Source organism: Pseudonocardia sp. SID8383 (assembly GCF_009864975.1).
Taxonomy (GTDB): domain Bacteria; phylum Actinomycetota; class Actinomycetes; order Mycobacteriales; family Pseudonocardiaceae; genus Pseudonocardia; species Pseudonocardia alni.
In genome coordinates this window covers 1-16,582 of the sequence record NZ_WWFY01001115.1, presented here as the reverse complement: position 1 = coordinate 16,582, position 16,582 = coordinate 1, and the positions used below count along the sequence as shown (strand labels likewise).

Annotated in this window: 16 protein-coding genes; 5 read left to right on the top strand and 11 right to left on the bottom strand. The window is 74.7% G+C overall.

Going from position 1 to position 16,582, the window contains the following annotated elements:
• Positions 1–181 precede the first annotated feature (181 nt).
• From GTW08_RS27190 to GTW08_RS27180, 3 genes are all read right to left on the bottom strand, one after another.
• Entirely contained in the window at positions 182–1,624 is a 1,443-nt protein-coding gene (locus tag GTW08_RS27190; RefSeq protein ID WP_073578042.1) for a vWA domain-containing protein, read from the bottom strand.
• Positions 1,625–1,854: 230 nt separating this feature from the next.
• Positions 1,855–2,727: a serine protease gene (locus tag GTW08_RS27185; protein WP_083659065.1), complete on the bottom strand. Its 873-nt coding sequence runs from the start codon at positions 2,725–2,727 to the stop codon at positions 1,855–1,857.
• 146 nt (positions 2,728–2,873) lie between these two features.
• Complete coding sequence (locus GTW08_RS27180) at positions 2,874–3,767, bottom strand: AAA family ATPase (RefSeq protein ID WP_062401366.1); 894 nt, start codon at positions 3,765–3,767, stop codon at positions 2,874–2,876.
• 108 nt (positions 3,768–3,875) lie between these two features.
• Here GTW08_RS27180 and GTW08_RS27175 point away from each other — a divergent pair, with 108 nt between their 5' ends.
• Together GTW08_RS27175 and GTW08_RS27170 are read left to right on the top strand one after the other, a co-directional pair.
• The gene (locus tag GTW08_RS27175; protein ID WP_346009976.1) at positions 3,876–5,978 is read left to right on the top strand and encodes a RecQ family ATP-dependent DNA helicase; all 2,103 of its coding nucleotides are present in this window, start codon (positions 3,876–3,878) and stop codon (positions 5,976–5,978) included.
• A 171-nt stretch (positions 5,979–6,149) separates the two neighbouring features.
• The gene (locus tag GTW08_RS27170; RefSeq protein ID WP_073578044.1) at positions 6,150–6,743 is read left to right on the top strand and encodes a hypothetical protein; all 594 of its coding nucleotides are present in this window, start codon (positions 6,150–6,152) and stop codon (positions 6,741–6,743) included.
• Positions 6,744–6,929: 186 nt separating this feature from the next.
• Here the strand turns inward: GTW08_RS27170 and GTW08_RS27165 are convergent, their stop codons facing one another.
• From GTW08_RS27165 to GTW08_RS32270, 8 genes are all read right to left on the bottom strand, one after another.
• Positions 6,930–7,985: an ABC transporter substrate-binding protein gene (locus tag GTW08_RS27165; RefSeq protein ID WP_083659066.1), complete on the bottom strand. Its 1,056-nt coding sequence runs from the start codon at positions 7,983–7,985 to the stop codon at positions 6,930–6,932.
• Positions 7,982–8,932, bottom strand: a complete 951-nt coding sequence (locus GTW08_RS27160) for an alpha/beta fold hydrolase (protein WP_073578046.1) — start codon at positions 8,930–8,932, stop codon at positions 7,982–7,984. The genes GTW08_RS27165 and GTW08_RS27160 overlap by 4 nt, the downstream gene beginning before the upstream one ends.
• Positions 8,929–9,966 carry an amidohydrolase family protein gene (locus tag GTW08_RS27155; protein ID WP_073578047.1) on the bottom strand — a complete coding sequence of 346 codons (1,038 nt, stop codon included), beginning with the start codon at positions 9,964–9,966 and terminating at the stop codon, positions 8,929–8,931. The genes GTW08_RS27160 and GTW08_RS27155 overlap by 4 nt, the downstream gene beginning before the upstream one ends.
• The gene (locus tag GTW08_RS27150; RefSeq protein WP_073578048.1) at positions 9,963–11,066 is read right to left on the bottom strand and encodes an amidohydrolase family protein; all 1,104 of its coding nucleotides are present in this window, start codon (positions 11,064–11,066) and stop codon (positions 9,963–9,965) included. The genes GTW08_RS27155 and GTW08_RS27150 overlap by 4 nt, the downstream gene beginning before the upstream one ends.
• Positions 11,063–11,557, bottom strand: a complete 495-nt coding sequence (locus GTW08_RS27145; protein WP_073578049.1) for a Rieske (2Fe-2S) protein — start codon at positions 11,555–11,557, stop codon at positions 11,063–11,065. The genes GTW08_RS27150 and GTW08_RS27145 overlap by 4 nt, the downstream gene beginning before the upstream one ends.
• 70 nt (positions 11,558–11,627) lie before the next feature.
• Positions 11,628–12,578 (bottom strand): LysR family transcriptional regulator, encoded by a 951-nt coding sequence (locus GTW08_RS27140; protein WP_073578050.1) that lies wholly within the window; start codon positions 12,576–12,578, stop codon positions 11,628–11,630.
• 1 nt (position 12,579) lies between these two features.
• A complete protein-coding gene (locus tag GTW08_RS27135) occupies positions 12,580–14,091 on the bottom strand; it encodes a histidine kinase (protein ID WP_073578051.1) in 1,512 nt (503 codons plus the stop codon).
• 15 nt (positions 14,092–14,106) lie between these two features.
• A complete protein-coding gene (locus tag GTW08_RS32270) occupies positions 14,107–14,523 on the bottom strand; it encodes an ATP-binding cassette domain-containing protein (RefSeq protein WP_073578052.1) in 417 nt (138 codons plus the stop codon).
• Positions 14,524–14,734: 211 nt separating this feature from the next.
• Between GTW08_RS32270 and GTW08_RS27125 the strand changes: the two genes are divergently transcribed.
• The 3 genes from GTW08_RS27125 to GTW08_RS27115 all read left to right on the top strand — a co-directional run.
• Positions 14,735–15,742, top strand: coding sequence for an ABC transporter substrate-binding protein (locus GTW08_RS27125; protein WP_073578053.1), 1,008 nt, complete (start codon positions 14,735–14,737; stop codon positions 15,740–15,742).
• 63 nt (positions 15,743–15,805) lie between these two features.
• Complete coding sequence (locus GTW08_RS27120) at positions 15,806–16,210, top strand: nitroreductase/quinone reductase family protein (protein ID WP_062404411.1); 405 nt, start codon at positions 15,806–15,808, stop codon at positions 16,208–16,210.
• Positions 16,211–16,288: 78 nt separating this feature from the next.
• Positions 16,289–16,582, top strand: a 294-nt coding sequence (locus GTW08_RS27115) for a winged helix-turn-helix domain-containing protein (RefSeq protein ID WP_202417754.1), incomplete at its 3' end; no start/stop codon positions are given.

The window sequence follows — 16,582 nt, the reverse complement described above, 5'->3', positions numbered from 1 at the left end:
GCCGCCGGCCGCGGCGAGCCGGGCGAGCAGCTCGCGGCGGCGGCCGGAGCCGACCTCGACCGCCGCGCCGCCGGCCGTCACACGGAGCGGGCCGAGGACCCGGACCGTGACCTCCTGCACCCCGGCAATCTAGGACGCGGCGACGCCGGTGTCAGCCCTTCCGGGGTGATCGCCCGGAGGATCAGACCGGCAGCAGTGCCTGGACGACGTCGGTGAGCTGCGCGGCGGTACGGCACTCGTGCATCGGGAGCACCTCGCCGTAGCGGGTGGCGGCCGAGTCGCCGGAGCCCCAGCTGCGCTCGGGCTCGGGGTTGAGCCAGTGCGCGTGCCGGACCCGCCCGGCCATCATCGCCAGCGCCCGCAGGTTGGGGTCGCGGTAGTTGGTGCGGCCGTCGCCGAGCACCAGCAACGACGTCCTCGGGGTGAGCGCGTCGCCGTGGTGCTCCAGGAAGTCGCCGAACGCGCTGCCGTAGTCGGAGTGCCCGTCGAACGCGGTGAGCGTGGCCTCGCGCAGCACCCGCTGCATCACCCCGGACAGCTCCGCGCCGGGTTCGAACAGGTGCGTGACCTCGTCGGTGCGCTCGATGAACGCGAACACCCGCACCTTGGAGAACTGCTCGCGCAGCGCCTGGACCAGCAGCAACGTGAAGTGGCTGAACCCGGCGACGGACCCGGACACGTCGCACAGCAGCACCAGCTCGGGGCGGCCGGGACGGCGCACCTTGTGCGCCGGGTCCATCGGCACACCGCCGGTGGACATCGACCGGCGCAGCGTGCGCCGCAGGTCGAGCCGGCCGCGGTTCGAGCGGCGCCGCCGCGCCGACAGCCGCGACGCGAGCCGCCGGGCCAGCGGCTGCACGGTACGGCGCAGGTCGGCGAGCTGGGTGGCGTTCGCGGTGAGGAAGTCGACCTGGTCGGTCTGGGTGGGGGTGGTGGTGCGGGCGATCTGCTCGCGGCCGCGCTGCTCGGCGGTGCGGCGACGGACCTCCTCCCGGACGACGTCGCGGAACCGGGCGATGCGGTCGCGGATCTCGCGGCGGCGGACCTCGGACACGAAGTCGGTGTCGCCCTCCTCCCGCAGGCCGTCGAGGATCCGGGCGAGCAGCGTGTCCGGGGACAGCGCGCCCAGCGCCTGGTAGGCCGACCAGTTCGGCTTCGCCGTCTGCCCGCGGACGCCCTGCCCGGCCGCACCGGAGGTCCCGATCGCGTCGACGGCGGCGCGGGCGAGCTCGCGCAGGGTCTCCTCGTCGCCGTCGCGGAGCAGGTCGGCGAGGATCTCGCGCAGCGCGTCGACGTCGACCGGGCCGGTGCCCTCCCCGGACTCGTCGTCGATCCGCGGGACGTCGACGTCGGACGACCCGGCGCCCAGCGCGGGCGGGAACCACAGGTCGAACAGCGCGTCGAAGGTGCCGCGCTGCCCGGAGCGGCGCAGCAGCGCCGCGGCGAGCCCCTCCCGCAGCTGGTCGCGGTGCAGCAGGTCCAGGGCGCCGAGCACGCGGGCCGCGTCGACGGTCTCCCCGGGGCCGACCGCGACGTGGTGGCGGCGCAGCGCGGAGACGAAGTCGACGAGGTGCCCGGGCAGGCCGTGCTCGGGGGCGAGCGCGGTGGCGGGCGGGGTCGTCACCGGTCCATCATGCGTGACGCGGGCGTGATCAGCGAGGGTGGTCAGCCCACCGTCCCCAGGCTCCAGGCGTAGGTCGCGGTGGTCGCGCCGGGTCCGGGTTACCGGGTGCGGACGGGGTCGACCCCTCCGGAGTCGTCGCCGAGCACGTACACCGGCGCTCCGGTCGAGCCGCCGAGCCACGACCGGAGCGCCGGGGTGCACCGCGGTCCCACACCGCGGGGGTCCTCCGCCTAGAAGGCGGGGTCGATCGGCACCGGCTGCGGGGTGAAGGGACGGTCGCCCTCGACCAGGCGCAGTGCTCCGCCGTGGCCGCCGGGGCCGTTGGCGTAGTCGAGGATCTTCCGCAGGTCGCTGATGCCGTTCGTGCCGGGAGCCGGAGCCAGGTTCAGCGTCGAGAGGACGCCGAGGGCGCGGCCGTCGGCGGTCAGGTAGCCCGAGCCGGAGTCACCGGGCACGCCGGGCGGGACGGTGACGACGGTGTGCGTCCAGCCGCCGCCCCCGGTACCGGTCGAGGTGCCGGTCTTCGGCTTCAGCGCGCGCACGCCCTGGCGCAGCGAGGAGTTGCCGTAGCCGTAGACGATCCCGCCGGTCGCGACGCCGTCGGCGGCCACCCCGGTCGGGCCGCCGTAGAACGGCACCGTGGGGCTCGTGCGAGCGGCGTCGTCCGGGCTGAGCTCGACCAGCGCGAAGTCGTTGAACCGGCAGGTCTCCGGGTCGGTCTCGCCCCGCTCCTGCATGCTCAGCCAGGAGGAGTACACGAGCCGGCCCGGTGCGGCGGCGCCCTCGACCTCGACCGGGGTGCCGAGCGGGAGCGACCCGGCCTCGCACCCGTCCACCTCGGTGGATCCGCCGGTGCCCGCGCAGTGCGCGGCCTGCCCCAGGTAGGTCGCGGACCCGTCGGTGAAGACGAAGTTCGCGGTGCACTGCGCGCCCTCGGGTCCGGTACGGGTCATGACCCCCGGGTGCACGCCGGCGTCCGGGGCGCCGTCCTGCGCCGACGCGGTGCCGGCGGTGGAGAGCCCGAGCGCGAGCACGGCGCCGGCGGCCAGTCCGGCGCGCAGCAGGCGGCGGGCGGTGCGGGGCAGTTCCGGGAGGGCGGTCATCGGTGGACCTCCGGTCGCTGGAGAGCGTGTAACCGGAACAACTCGCGCCACGCGTCCCGGTTACGCCCGGTGCCCCGATCGATCCGATCTTCACTCCATAGGGGTGCAGACCTTGACAGTCGATCAGCGGTGCGTGACTGGGCCGTTCAGTTCAGCCGCAGCTCGGCGGCGGCCTTGTCGGCGTCCGAGCGGTGCTTCAGCACGACACCGAGGGTGGCGCGGACGGCGTCGTCGTCGAGGGTGTCGAGGCCCAGGGCGAGCAGGGTGCGGCCCCAGTCGATCGTCTCGGCGACGCTGGGGGCCTTGCGCAGCTCCATCGCGCGCAGCACCCGCACGGTGCGCACCAGGGCGTCGGTGAGCTGCTCGGTCAGCTCCGGGACGCGGGTGAGCACGATCCGCCGCTCCAGGTCGGCGTCGGGGAAGTCCAGGTGCAGGAACAGGCAGCGGCGCTTGAGCGCCTCGGACAGCTCACGGGTGGAGTTCGAGGTCAGCAGCACGAACGGGCGCCGGTTCGCGGTGACCGTGCCCAGCTCGGGGATGGAGACCTGGAAGTCGGACAGGACCTCCAGCAGCAGGCCCTCGACCTCGACGTCGGCCTTGTCGATCTCGTCGATCAGCAGCACGGTCGGGTCGGTGCGCCGGATCGCGGTGAGCAGCGGGCGCGGGAGCAGGAACTCCTCGGAGAACACGTCGTCGCGGGTGGCGTCCCAGTCCGCGCCGTCGTCACCGCGCTGACCGGCGGTGATCCGCAGCAGCTGCTTGGCGTGGTTCCACTCGTAGAGCGCGCGGGCCTCGTCGATGCCCTCGTAGCACTGCAGGCGGACCAGCCCGGACTCCGTCGCCGCGGCCACGGCCTTGGCCAGCTCGGTCTTACCGACGCCTGCGGGGCCCTCGACGAGCAGCGGCTTGCCGAGCCGGTCCGCGAGGAACACCGTCGTCGCGACGGCGGTCGAGGCCAGGTAGCCGGCATCGGCGAGCCGGGCGGTCACGTCCGCCACGGAGCCGAAGACCGGGCGGTGGGCGGGGCTGTCGGACGACACGCGATCATCCTGCACGCCCGGCCCGCCGCGCGTCGGACGGGTGGCCCGGCTCACACCCCTGCGGCCCGCGTCGGGTCGTTGTCGGGGGTCGGGTCCACCATGGGTGCCGTGACCACCGCATCGAGCACCGACCTGCGCGAGCGCGCCGAGACCGTCCTGCAGCAGCTGGCCGGCCCGCAGGCCCGGCTGCGCGAGGACCAGTGGAGGGCGATCGAGGCGCTCGTCGCCCAGCACCGCCGCGCGCTGGTCGTGCAGCGCACCGGCTGGGGCAAGTCCGCGGTCTACTTCGTGGCGACCGCGCTGCTGCGCGCTCAGGGCGCCGGGCCGACGGTGATCGTGTCGCCGCTGCTGGCGCTGATGCGCAACCAGATCGACGCCGCGATCCGCTCCGGGATCGTGGCGGTCACGGTGAACTCGGCGAACGCCGACGAGTGGGACGCGGTCTACGCCGACATCGCGAACGGCGACGTCGACGTGCTGCTCGTGTCCCCGGAGCGGCTCAACAACCCCGACTTCCGGGACCGGGTGCTGCCGGAGCTGGCGGCGAGCGCGGGGATGCTGGTGGTCGACGAGGCGCACTGCGTCTCCGACTGGGGCCACGACTTCCGCCCGGACTACCGGCGGCTGCGCACGCTGATCGCCGAGCTGCCGTCGGGGATCCCGGTGCTGGCGACCACAGCGACGGCGAACGACCGGGTCGTCACCGACGTGTCCGAGCAGCTCGGCATGGGGCGCGACCAGCAGGACACACTGGTGCTGCGCGGCTCGCTGGACCGCGAGTCGCTGCGCCTGGCGGTGGTCCGGCTCTCGAGCCCGGCGCGGCGGCTGGCCTGGCTCGCGGCCAGGCTCGACGAGATGCCCGGCGCCGGGATCGTGTACACGCTCACCGTCCAGGCGGCCGACGACGTCGCCGAGTTCCTGCGCGAGCGCGGTGTCGCCGTGCGCTCCTACTCCGGGCGCACCGACCCCGAGGACCGCCTGGCCGCCGAGTCCGACCTGATGGAGAACCGGGTGAAGGCCCTGGTCGCGACCTCCGCGCTGGGCATGGGCTTCGACAAGCCCGACCTCGGGTTCGTCGTGCACCTCGGCGCGCCCGCCTCGCCGGTCGCCTACTACCAGCAGATCGGCCGTGCCGGGCGTGCCTTGGACCGGGCCGAGGTGGTGCTGCTGCCCGGCCGCGAGGACCGCGACATCTGGGCCTATTTCGCGTCGCTGGCGTTCCCGCCCGAGCCGCTGGTCCGCCAGACCCTCGCCGTGCTGTCGGACCGGCCGCAGTCCACCGCCTCGATCGAGACCCGGGTCGACCTGTCCCGCACCCGGCTGGAGATGCTGCTCAAGGTCCTCGACGCCGACGGCGCTGCGAAGCGGGTCAAGGGCGGCTGGGTCGCGACCGGCCAGGAGTGGGTCTACGACACCGAGCGACACGAGCGCGTGAACTCCGCCCGCCGGTCCGAGCAGCAGGCGATGCTCGACTACATCGCGACCACCGAGTGCCGGCTGGTGTTCCTGCGCCGCCAGCTCGACGACCCGGACCCGACGCCGTGCGGGCGCTGCGACACCTGCACCGGCACCGTCTGGTCCGACGAGGTGTCCGCCGACGGCGAGCAGGCCGCCGCCGAGCGCCTGACCCGGCCCGGGATCGAGGTCGCGCCGCGGAGGATGTGGCCGTCCGGGATGAAGGACATCGGGGTCCCGCTGTCCGGGAGGATCGGCGCGGGCGAGCAGGCCGCGTCCGGCCGGGCGATCGGACGGCTGTCCGACATCGGGTGGGGCACCCGGCTGCGCGAGCTCGTGACCGGCAGCGACGACCCGGTGCCGGCCGACGTGCTCGACGCGCTGGTCCGGGTGCTCGCCGGGTGGGGCTGGGAACAGCGCCCGGTGGGCGTGGTCGGGATCGGCTCACGCACCCGCCCGCACCAGCTCGACCACCTCGCCCGGCGGATCGCCGAGATCGGCAGGCTGCCGCTGCTCGGCACCCTGTCCCCCACCGGCGAGCGCCCCGCGGCGACCGAGAACTCCGCCCAGCGCCTGGCCGCGGTGTGGGAGGGGCTCGACAGCGCGACCGTGCCGGACCTGTCCGGGGTGGACGGGCCGGTGCTGCTGGTCGACGACGTCGTCGACTCGGGCTGGACGATGACGGTCGCCGCGCGGGCGCTGCGGCGGGCCGGGGCTCCGGAGGTGCTGCCGCTCGTGCTGGCCGTCGCCGGGTGATCGGCGGCCGGCGCTTCCCCGGCCGGGCCGTCCCGGGCGGTGCCCCGTCCGCCGGAGGATGCGGCCACCGCGACGAACGACGTAGCCGGACCGGGTCAGCAGCGGCTCGCCCGGGCCGGAGACCGCTCCTAGGCTCGGCGCCGTCGCCGTTCCGCCGGAGGAGGAGCACCCATGAGCCGCTCCTTCGCCGACCCGGTTCCCGGCTCGCTGTTCGGCCGCCGGTTCGTCGTGGTGCCCGGGACCGTCGGCGACGACGACCTCCGTGCGCTGAGCGCCGAGGCCGCGGCGGACGGACGGATCTGCGGCCTCGTACCGGCGCGCCGCCCGGTGACCTCGGACGTCGCACAGCGCCTCGCGCGGCTGGCGGAGTCCCGGCACCTCGCATCACCGTTCGCCCCGACCGAGGTCGGCTGGGTGACCCGGCATGCCACGGAGCCCCGCCGGGAGCGGCGCTTCTACCTGGGCTGCACCGCGTGGGTGGTCCTCGCCGGAGGCGGGACGCTCACCGAGCACTCCGAGCGTGACCGGGCCGAGGTGCTGCACCGCAGCCGGATCGCGGTCGGCGACGTCGTCCTGCTGCGGGGGTGGAGCCCGCTCGGCGTCGCCGACCCGCGGCCCTACCTGCGGATCGCGCCCGACGGGCGGCCGGTGGCGCTGATGCGGGTGCGGCAGAACCTGGTCGGCTCGGCCCGCGAGTCGGCCTGGCTGCCGCTGCTCACCGCCGCGGAGATCGCCGAGGCCCGCACCCGCGCCGCCGCCTGCTGACCGGACCGGACCCGCTCGGCTCGGCTCGGCTCGGCTCGGCTCGGCTCGGCTCGGTACAGCGTCACCGAGATGCGGCTCAGCGGGGTCCCCGGCACCCCGGAGCCCGCTGAGCCGCATCTCGGCGCCCGGACACCGCGGCCGGGCCGGCGGACGGGCGGCGGGAGCAGCGGGCGGTGTGGTCCGGGGTCAGCGGGCGGGAGCCGGGGTCAGGGTCGTGTCCAGCCAGGCGGCCGGGTCGAGGCCGGGCGGGAGCTGACCGATTCCGACGATCTCGTCGTAGGCGGCCTGCCAGCGCTGCGGCGAGATCCCCAGCAACGTGTCACCGGAGGTGTAGGCGTCCACGTAGGCGGCCAGCGCGGCCTTCGCCACGTCCGGATCGCCCAGCGCGGGGACCTCGTACTCGGAGTCGATCAGCCGCATCGTCTCGGCGAAGCCGTTGGCCTCGTCGTCGACGATGAACTGCATGGCCTCCTCGACGGCGGAGGCGTAGCGCTCCAGCCGGTCGCGGGTCTGCGGGTCGGCCATCTGTGCGGCGGAGGTGACGTACATCTGGGCGCCGGCGTCGATGTCCTGGTTCGGGTCGTAGACCACCGTCTCGGGGCGGGTGTGGTCGAGCAGCACGGAGGTGTCCAGCGACACGATGTAGGAGTCGACCCGGCCCGAGGTCAGGAGGTCGAACACGCCGGGGCTCAGCCCGACGACCTGACGCGACACCTCCTCCGGCGGCACCCCGGCGGACCCGGCCACCAGGTCCAGGGTGATCGAGCTGGTGCCGCCCTCCGACGGGGTCCCGACGAGCCGGCCGCGGAACTGCTCGGCCCGGGTGACCGGAGAGGCCTCGGTGGAGATCATCCGGATGGTGCCGGTGTGGATCGGCTCGCCGAACGCGAGCAGCGGTGCGTTGCGTTCACCGGCGGCGATCATCGTCTCGATGTCGCCGATCCGGGTCAGCTGCGCGCCGCCGGCGAGCACCGTCTGGATCGCCGGAGCGGAGCCCTGGGTGGCCTCGAACGTGACGTCCAGCCCGCGCGCCTCGAACAGTCCCCGGGTGTCGGCGATCATCTCCGGGGCGAACGACAGGCTCTCCATCGGCAGCACGTTAAGGAAGGTGACCGGCTCGCCGGCGTCACCCCCGTCGTTCCCGCCGCAGGCGGCCAGTACCGCACAGACGGCCAGTACCGCGGCGCAGGTCCGGCCCACGCGGCGGGCTCCCCGGACGCTCCTGGTGGATGTGGTGGTCATGGCTCACGTCTCCTCGCGTCGTTGCGATCCGTGGCGGTCCCGGGTTCCCCGGTTGCTCGTCGACGGAGTCGGTACCGGCTGGTCGTGGGGAGGAAGGCGGCCAGCTCCGCCCGAACCCCGTCGGGTGCCTCCTCGGCGAGCAGGTGACCGGCGTCCAGTGCCCGCCCGGTCGCGGCCGGGGCCCAGACCCGCCAGTCCTCCAGCACCGCCGGTGCCCGCCCGAGCGGGCCGCGGCGCCCCCACAGGACGAGTGTCGGCGCGGTGATCGTGCGCCGGCCGCGGTCGGCCTCGTCGTCGGCGGCGTCGACGTCGAACCCGGCCCGGTAGTCCTGGCACATCCCGTGCACCACCTCCGGGCGCGCCCACGCCGACGCGTACGCGGCGAGCGCCGCCGGGTCGCAGACCTCCGCCAGACCCCGTCCGAGGATCGCGTCGGGCTCCGCGGCCACCAGCCGCTCCGCCAGGTCCGCCGGTTGCGACAGCAGGAACCAGTGGAACGCCCCCCGGGCGAACCCGGCGTCGGCGCGGGCCAGCACGTCGGCCGTCGGGAGGACGTCCAGCACCGCCAGCGCGCTCACCGCGCCGGGGTGGTCCAGCGCCATCCGGTAGGCGCAGCGGGCACCCCGGTCGTGCCCGACGACGGCGAACCGCTCGTGCCCGAGGGCCGCCATCACCGCCACCAGGTCGGCGGCCATCGTCCGCTTCCCCGACACCGCGACGGCGGCGCCCGCCGGGAGTGCGCTGTCGCCGTAGCCGGGCAGGTCCGCCAGCACCAGGGTGCGGCCGTCGAGCAGGCCGGGGGCCACCCGGTGCCACATCACCGACGTCTGCGGCCACCCGTGCAGCAGCAGCACCGGCGGGCCCTCCCCCGCCTGCCGGACCCGCACGGTCCCCCCGGACGGCGTCGGGACGTCCTGCGGGCTCCCCGGCAGCCCGATCCCGCTCACCCGAGCCGGTACCACGCGGCGGCCGTCCCGCCGCGCACCGCGGCCAGCTCGTCGCCGTCCAGCACGGCCGCGAGCCGGTCGGCACCGGGCCCGTGGTCGTGCGGGTGGTCCCCGGCGTGCATCAGCAGCTCGGGGCCGAGCAGGTCGACCGCCTCCCGGGCCTGCACCGGGTCGGACGGCAGGTGGATCGGCGCCGTGGTGAACCGGACGTGCTCACGGACGATCTCCGACGGCGGCCGGTCCACCCAGGGCACCTCGCGCCAGACGCCCTTCCAGTCCTTGTCGAACCGCCACAGCAGCGTCGGGAGCCAGGTCGAGCCGCACTCGGCGACGGTGACCCGGAGTCCGGGGAGCTCGGCGAACACGCCCTCGGTCACCAGGCTCACCAGCTGCCCCTGCGCGACGACGTTCCCGTTGGCCAGGTAGTCCTCCAGGTAGCTGTGGGTCATCCCGCTCGACGACGGCGCCTGCCCTGCACGCCCCCACGCGTGCAGGGTGACGACGAGACCGTGCTCCGCGGCGGCACGCAGCACCGGCCGGTTCCCGACGTTGCCCCAGCGGGTGTCGTTGCGGACCGGCAGCAGTGCGGTGACGACCTCCGGCCGGTCGCCGATCCGGTGGATCTCGGCGACCGCGGCGTCGACGTCGAGGGTCGGCACGACCATCGCCACCCGCAGCCGCGGGTCGTGGGCCTGCCACCGTTCCAGGAGCCAGTCGTTGAGCGCCCGGCAGAGCGCCGCCTCGTAGTACGGGTTGCGGTTGGTCTGGAAGGTGCTGGTGCAGGTCAGGATCGCGAGGTCCGTGCCGTCCGGGGAGAGCACGCGCTCCCCCAGCTCGCCGACCTCGGACAGCGGCCGGCCACCCGGGCCGATGCCGGGCGGGTAGGCGCCGCCCTGGGTCGGCGACAGCGACACCCCGCCGTCGGCGGTGTAGTCGCGCCAGTAGGGGTCCATGTGCGCGACCACGTCGGACAGTGTCGACGGGACACAGTGGACGTCGGTGTCGACCACCACCCCCACCACCGGGGCGCTCACGACACCACCCGCTCGGGCAGGCCGTAGAGCCGGCAGGCGTTCGATCCCATGATCGGCTCACGCAGGTCGGCCGGGAACAGCCGGGGCGCCGCCGTCGGCGAGTCGAAGTCCCAGTGCGGGTAGTCCGAGGCGAACATGATCCGCTCGCCCAGGCCGAGATGCCGGATCACCGTGGCCAGGTCCGCCGGGTCGCGCGGCTCCTCGATCGGCTGCGTGGTGAACCACAGGTGCTCACGCAGGATCTCCGACGGCGGCCGGTCCAGGTGCGGGACGTCCTCCCGCAGCGCCGCCCACCCGTCGTCCAGCGACCAGATCAACGGCGCCGCCCAGGCCAGCCCGCCCTCCACACAGACCACCTGCAGCTCGGGGAACTCGGTGAGCACGCCCTCGCAGAGCAGGCTGGTGACCAGCGCGCCCATCATGTTGCCGTTCCAGACGTGCTCCTCGAGGTAGAACGACGGCCAGCCCGCGCCGCGGTGCTGCTCCAGCCCGCCGGTGTGCGCGGCGATCGGCAACCCGGCCTCGGCGGCGGCCGCGTAGATCGGCCAGTACCGGCGCCTGCCGAACCCGGACTCGCCACCGGTGGCCAGCAGTACCTGGCAGAACCGCGGGTCGCCCGAGCGCCTGCGGATCTCCGCCGCGGCCAGCTCCGGGGACTCCAGCGACACCGCGATCGACGACCGCAGCCGCGGCTCGCGGTCGAGCCAGCACTCGGCGACCCAGTCGTTGAGAGCCCGGCACAGCGACGCGGCGAACTCCGGGGTCTCGGCGCCCCAGCTGTGCGACTGCAGCGGGATGAGCACGCCGTGGTCGATGTCGAACTCGTCGAGCAGCTGGTCGCGGACGAGCTGCAGGTCGCTGCCCGGGAAGGCGCCCTCCGGCCAGGCGTCCAGCCGGTAGCCGGAGTTGCGCACCCGCGGGTAGACGTCCGGCGGGGCGGGGACGCGGCTGCCGAACAGCTCGTAGCGGCGCCGGGCGGCCGGGTCCAGGCGCGGCATCAGCTCGCCGGGCGGGCAGGCCGGGTGGATGTCGGTGTCGACGATCGTGAAGCCGGTACGCCGGCGGGCCGGCGCCGCGGGCGCCTCGGGTGCGGTGGTCACGAACTCTCCCCCTGGCTCGGAACGGTGCGGGCGGGCCGCGGCGTGGTGTCGACGACGACGTGGTCGCCCGAGCCGAACCGCTCCACCGTCACGTCGAAGGTCTCGGCGACGAACGGGCCGGGCCTGCGCTCCCCGGGCGCGGGCTCCGCAGTGGACACGTCGGCGGGCTCGACACTCACCTCGTAGCTCCGGGCCGGCGGCTCCCCCGGGCCGAGGAACGACTGCCCGGTGGCCAGGTCGTACTCCCAGCCGTGCCAGGGGCACGCGATCAGGGCGTGCTCGTCGTCGCGCTCGTACCGTCCGGGTGTGCTCGACCGGACCCGCGCCTGCGTGCGGCCCTGGCACAACGGTCCGCCCAGGTGGGGGCAGTGGTTGTTGAGCGCGTAGAACCGGTCACCGACCCGGAAGACCCCGATGGAGCGCCGTCCACGGGTCACGATCCTTCGTTCGCCGGGCGGGAAGTCGTCCACCCGGGCCACCACGATCCGCATGCTCCCGACGCTATGTCGCAGGTCACCCCGGACGGAAAGAGGAAGTTCGGATGCGGATCATCCACCGCGTCTATGGACCGGGGCGCAACGAGCGCGAGGCGGTGTCCAGCATCGCGCGCAGCCAGGTGTGCGCGGCGTCGTCGGAGCGCAGCCGGTGCCACCAGAAGATCTCCACGATCGGCGGCGGGTCCCCCGGGCAGGGAAGGATCCGCAGGTCGGGACGGTCGGCGAAACCGGCGGCGAGCCGACCCTGCATGACCGCGACCCGATCGGTCCCGGCGACGAACCACGGGGTGGCCGCGTAGCTGTCGACCCGGACCGCCACCCGCGGCCGGGTGCCGAGCATCGCGAGCAGGGGCGCGAGCGGGGAGCTCGCCGGGTACTGCGGGTCGGGCTGGTTCGGGATCACCCACGGCAGACGTTCGAGGTCGGCCAGCTCGATCCGGTCCCGCACCGGGTTCTCCGCGTCGACGACGCACACCCAGCGGTCCCGGAACAGCTCCTGGCCGCACAGCTCGTCGACCTTGAACTCGGCCTTCGGCGCGGAGATGATCCCGTCCAGCGTGCGCAGCGTCTCCGGCAGGTCGCCGGGCAGCCTGCCCTTCACGACCGGGACGTGCAGCCGTACCCCGGGTGCGGCCTCGTGCACCACGCGCGACAGCGACTCGCCCATCGCCGCCAGGACGTAGTCGGTGGTCATCACCGTGAACTCGTGCTCGGAGATCTCCGGCCGGAACGGCTCCTCCGGCGCGAACAACCGCTCCAGACCGAGGCAGAGCGGCTCGACCTGGAGGGCGAGCCGGCGCCCCAGCGGGGACAGAACGTAGCGGCCGCGGGTGCGTTCGAGCAGGTCGTCGTCGAAGTGCCTGCGCAGCCGGGCGAGCGCGGCGCTCGCCGCGGGCTGGGTCACCCCGACCCGCTCGGCCGCCCGGGTGACGTTCTGCTCGCGCAACAGCTCGCGCAGGATCACCAGCAGGTTCAGGTCGACGTTGGCCAGCGCGGCCGTCGCGGAACGGGGCACCTCAGGTCTCCTGCTCGTCCAGGCCCGCGACCGGGAGCACGGTCCGGACCGTCCAACCGCCGTCCGGGCGCGGGCCCGCCGAGCAGGCGCCGCCCCACCGTTCGGCCCGCTCACGCATCGACACCAGCCCCAGGCCGCCGGGCACCCCGGCCGGCGGATCCGCGGGCCGGGTCCCGGACCCGTCGTCGGCGACCTCGACCACCAGGTCGCCGTCGCAGCGTTCGATCCGCACCCGCACCGTGTCCGCCCCGGCGTGCTTGACGGCGTTGTGCAGGGCCTCCCGGACGGTCCGGTAGAGGTCGTCGGCGACCCCTGGGCCCAGCCGCGGGTCCTCCGGGGCGACGACGTCCACCCGCAGGCCCGTCCGGGACCGCACCTCGGAGGCGTGCGTGCGGACCGCCTCCACCAGGTCACCGTCACGCGGTGCGGCCGGGTGCATCTCGCGCACCAGCAGCCGCAGGTCGTCCAGCGCGTCGGCGGACATCGCGGACAGCTCGGTCGCGGCGCCCAGCACGCGGGCCGGGTCCGGGTCGGAGCGGTCCAGGCGACCCTGCAGTGCCGAGACCTGCATGCGTATCGAGAACAGCTGCTGCACCACCGAGTCGTGCAGGTCCCGGGCCAGCCTGCGGCGCTCCGCCGTGCGGGCGTCGGATCGGGAACGGGCCACCAGCCGGGCGGTGTCCACGGCGACGGCGGCGTGCGCGGCCATCGCCTCTAGGAACGCCAGCGACGACGGGTCCGGTGCCTCGTCCGGCTCGTAGTAGGCGTTGATCACGCCGACGGTGGTGCCGCGGACGACCATCGGCATCGCGACGAACCCGTCCCAGTCCGGCCGGTCCATGATCTCGTGCAGCGGCTCCCACGCCGGGTCCGCCATGATCGCCGCCCGGCGGTGCGGGACGACGACCGCCTCGCCCCGCGTGTACGCCTCCAGGAACCGGATGTCCGCGCCGCCCTCCCGGCAGGCCCGCAGCCGCCGGACGAAGTCGGCTGCCGCGCCGAACCCGGCCATCCCGAGCACCTGCAGGTCGGCCGCCGGGTCGTCGACCGCCAGGATCTGGGCGGCCGCGATGTGCGCGGTGCCGATGATCTCGCGGGCGATGGCGTCCAGCGTGCGAGCCAGCGACCCCGCCTCGGCGACCCCCGAGGCGGCCCGGACGATCGCGGTCAGCCGCTCCTGCCGGGCCAGCAGGTCGGTGACGTCGCTGAACCACACGGCCAGGCCGCCGGTGCCGTCCGGCGCGGCCCGGTACCGTAGGTCGCGGGCCGACCCGTCGGCCCCGGTCCAGCGCACCGTCCGCGTCCCGCACGGGCCCACCGGGGCGGGGACGAACGGCGCCCGGACGCCTACGAGCTCGTCGGCCGGGCGGCCGAGCAGCCGGAGGGCGGCCGGGTTCAGCGAACGGAACCGGCCGTCGGCGTCGAGCAGGACCAGGCCGTCCGCACACACCGCGACGAGCGCGGCCGCTCCCGGCTCGTCGCGGTCGGGGACGGTCGTCACATCGGTGTGCACCGCACCATCATGCGGTCACTCGCCGCCCGGTTCGAGCGTCTCGCCGGGATAGCCGATCTCGATCCGCTCCTCGGGGACGCCCGGCGCCGAGTGCAGGACGGCTCGCATCATGTCCTTCGGGACGAGACGGTCCGCGCAGGCGTCCGGTCCGACGCTGATCAGCTCGTCGACGCGGCGGGCGCGCAGCGGCGGTGCCCCCCGGTAGCCGACCAGTGGCTCGGCGACCAGCTCGGCGACCCGCCGGCGCGGGTTCAGCGAACCGAGCGGATCCTGGTAGACCATCTGCAGCGACCGCCGGGCCCGCACCAGGTCCCGCCGCCGCAGCCCCATCAGGTCGACGTCCTGGAACTCGATCTCGCCCGACTGCGGGCGCGGCGCCTGGATCAGCGACCGGGCCGGCGTGGACTTGCCGGAACCGGTCTCGCCGACCACCCCGACGTCGTCGAGGGACTCCAGGAAGGCACGGACCCCACGGCGGACGACGGCGTGGTCGTCGTCGACGAGCTGCCCCGCTCCCCGACCGGCAGGATCGAGATCGCCCGGGCCAGGGAGCCGGCCGGAGCAGTTCCGTCCGCCGGGTGAGACTTCCTCGCCGCGCCCGTTCTCTGATAGAAGGTGAGCCTCACCTAATCCGAGGAGAACGATGAGGCCCCGTGGAACCACGCTGCTCGCGGCGCTGCTCGGTGCGGCCCTGGTCCTGACCGGCTGCGGCGCGTCCCCCGGCGGCACCGGCACCGCCCCGGCGACGCCGCCCGACGGGGCCGCGTTCCCGGTGACCGTCCGGCACGCCTTCGGCGAGACGACGGTGCCCGCACCCCCGCAGCGGGTCGTCGCGCTGGGCATGAACGACCTGGCCGTCGCCCAGGCCGTCGGCGCACCGGTCGTCGGCGCGGTCCGCAGCTCCGGCGACAGCGGTCCCGTGCTCCCCTACCTCGACCCCCTCCCGCCCGAGGTGCTGGCGATCGAGCCCGACGGGACGCTGCCGCTGGAGCAGATCGCGGCGTTCCGGCCCGACCTGGTCCTCGGGGTCTCGGCGTTCCAGATCAGCGACCGGGCGGGCTACGAGGCCCTGTCGCGGATCGCGCCGACCGTCACCTACGCCGAGGGCCTGTACACCTCCTCCATGCAGGACGACGCCCGCCAGATCGGTCGGGCGCTGGGCCGCGGGGACGCCGTCGAGACGCTGATCGCCGAGGCGGACCGCCGCATCGCCGAGACCCGTGACCGGCTGCCCGGGCTCGCGGGGAGGACCTACCTCTACGGGCAGGCGCGCGGGGAGATCCTGCCGATGGTGGTCGGCGAGCAGAACCAGTCCACGGTGTTCCTGCGGTCGCTGGGTCTGGAGGTGCCGGCGTCGTTCCGGGAGGCGCCGGCGAGCGACGCGCTGGCCCCGGGCACGGTGGGGGTGTCCTACGAGGAGGTCGGCAGGCTGTCGGAGGCCGACCTGCTCCTGATGACCTTCGCGGGGGCGGGCGACCGCGCGAGGTTCGAGGGCGACGAGCTGGTGCGCCGGGTGCGCGCGGTGCGGCAGGGCACCTACACACCGGTGACGCTGGACCAGGCCATCGCCCTGCAGGCGCCGAACGTGGTGTCTGTGGGCTGGCTGCTCGACGGGCTGCAGCCCGCGCTGGAGAAGGTCGCGACGAGCTGACGAGCCCGGCTACCCGCCGGTAGGCTCGGGGTCGTGAACCCACCCGACATCGCCCTCAAGGCCATGAACGCGGGCCACCGTCTGCTGATCCGGCTGACCGGTGGGAAGGTCGGCCACTCGGCGATGGGGATGCCCGTGGTCGAGCTGACCACCCGCGGCCGGCGCTCCGGCGAGCCGCGCACGGTGCTGCTCACGGCACCGGTCCACGGTGACGGGAGCTACGTCGTCGTCGCCTCCCGGGGCGGCGACGACCGCCACCCCGCCTGGTTCCTCAACCTGCGTGCGGACCCGGACGTCGAGGTCGCCGTGCAGGGCGGGCCACGCGTGCCCATGCGCGCCCGGATCGCCGACCCGGCCGACCGCGCGACGCTCTGGCCGCAGATCGCCGGGAAGTACCGCAACTACGCCGGCTACCAGCGCAGCACCACCCGGGAGATCCCGCTGGTCCACCTGGAGCCGCGCGGCTGACCGGCCACGCATCATCAGAGCAGATGATTCCGGAGATCCGGATCATCTTCGTGGGGTCGGGGTATGTCCGGTCCTGCCGTGCCTGCGGAGGCGGTCTCCCCGCAGGCGTCGTCACTGCAGCTCTCGGTCCTCGGTGGTGTGCGGGCGAGCCGTGACGGCGACGACCTGGCGCTCGGCGGGCCGCGCCCGCGGGCACTGCTCGCCGCGCTCGTCGTCGCGGCCGGGCGTCCGGCCACCGAGGACCTGCTCATCGACGCCGTCTGGGACTCCGAACCCGCCCCGGCCGCGAAGCAGGCGCTGCACACCTACGTCGCCCGGCTGCGCGGTGTCCTGGAGCCCGGCCGCTCGGCCCGCGGGGCCGCGACGGTGCTG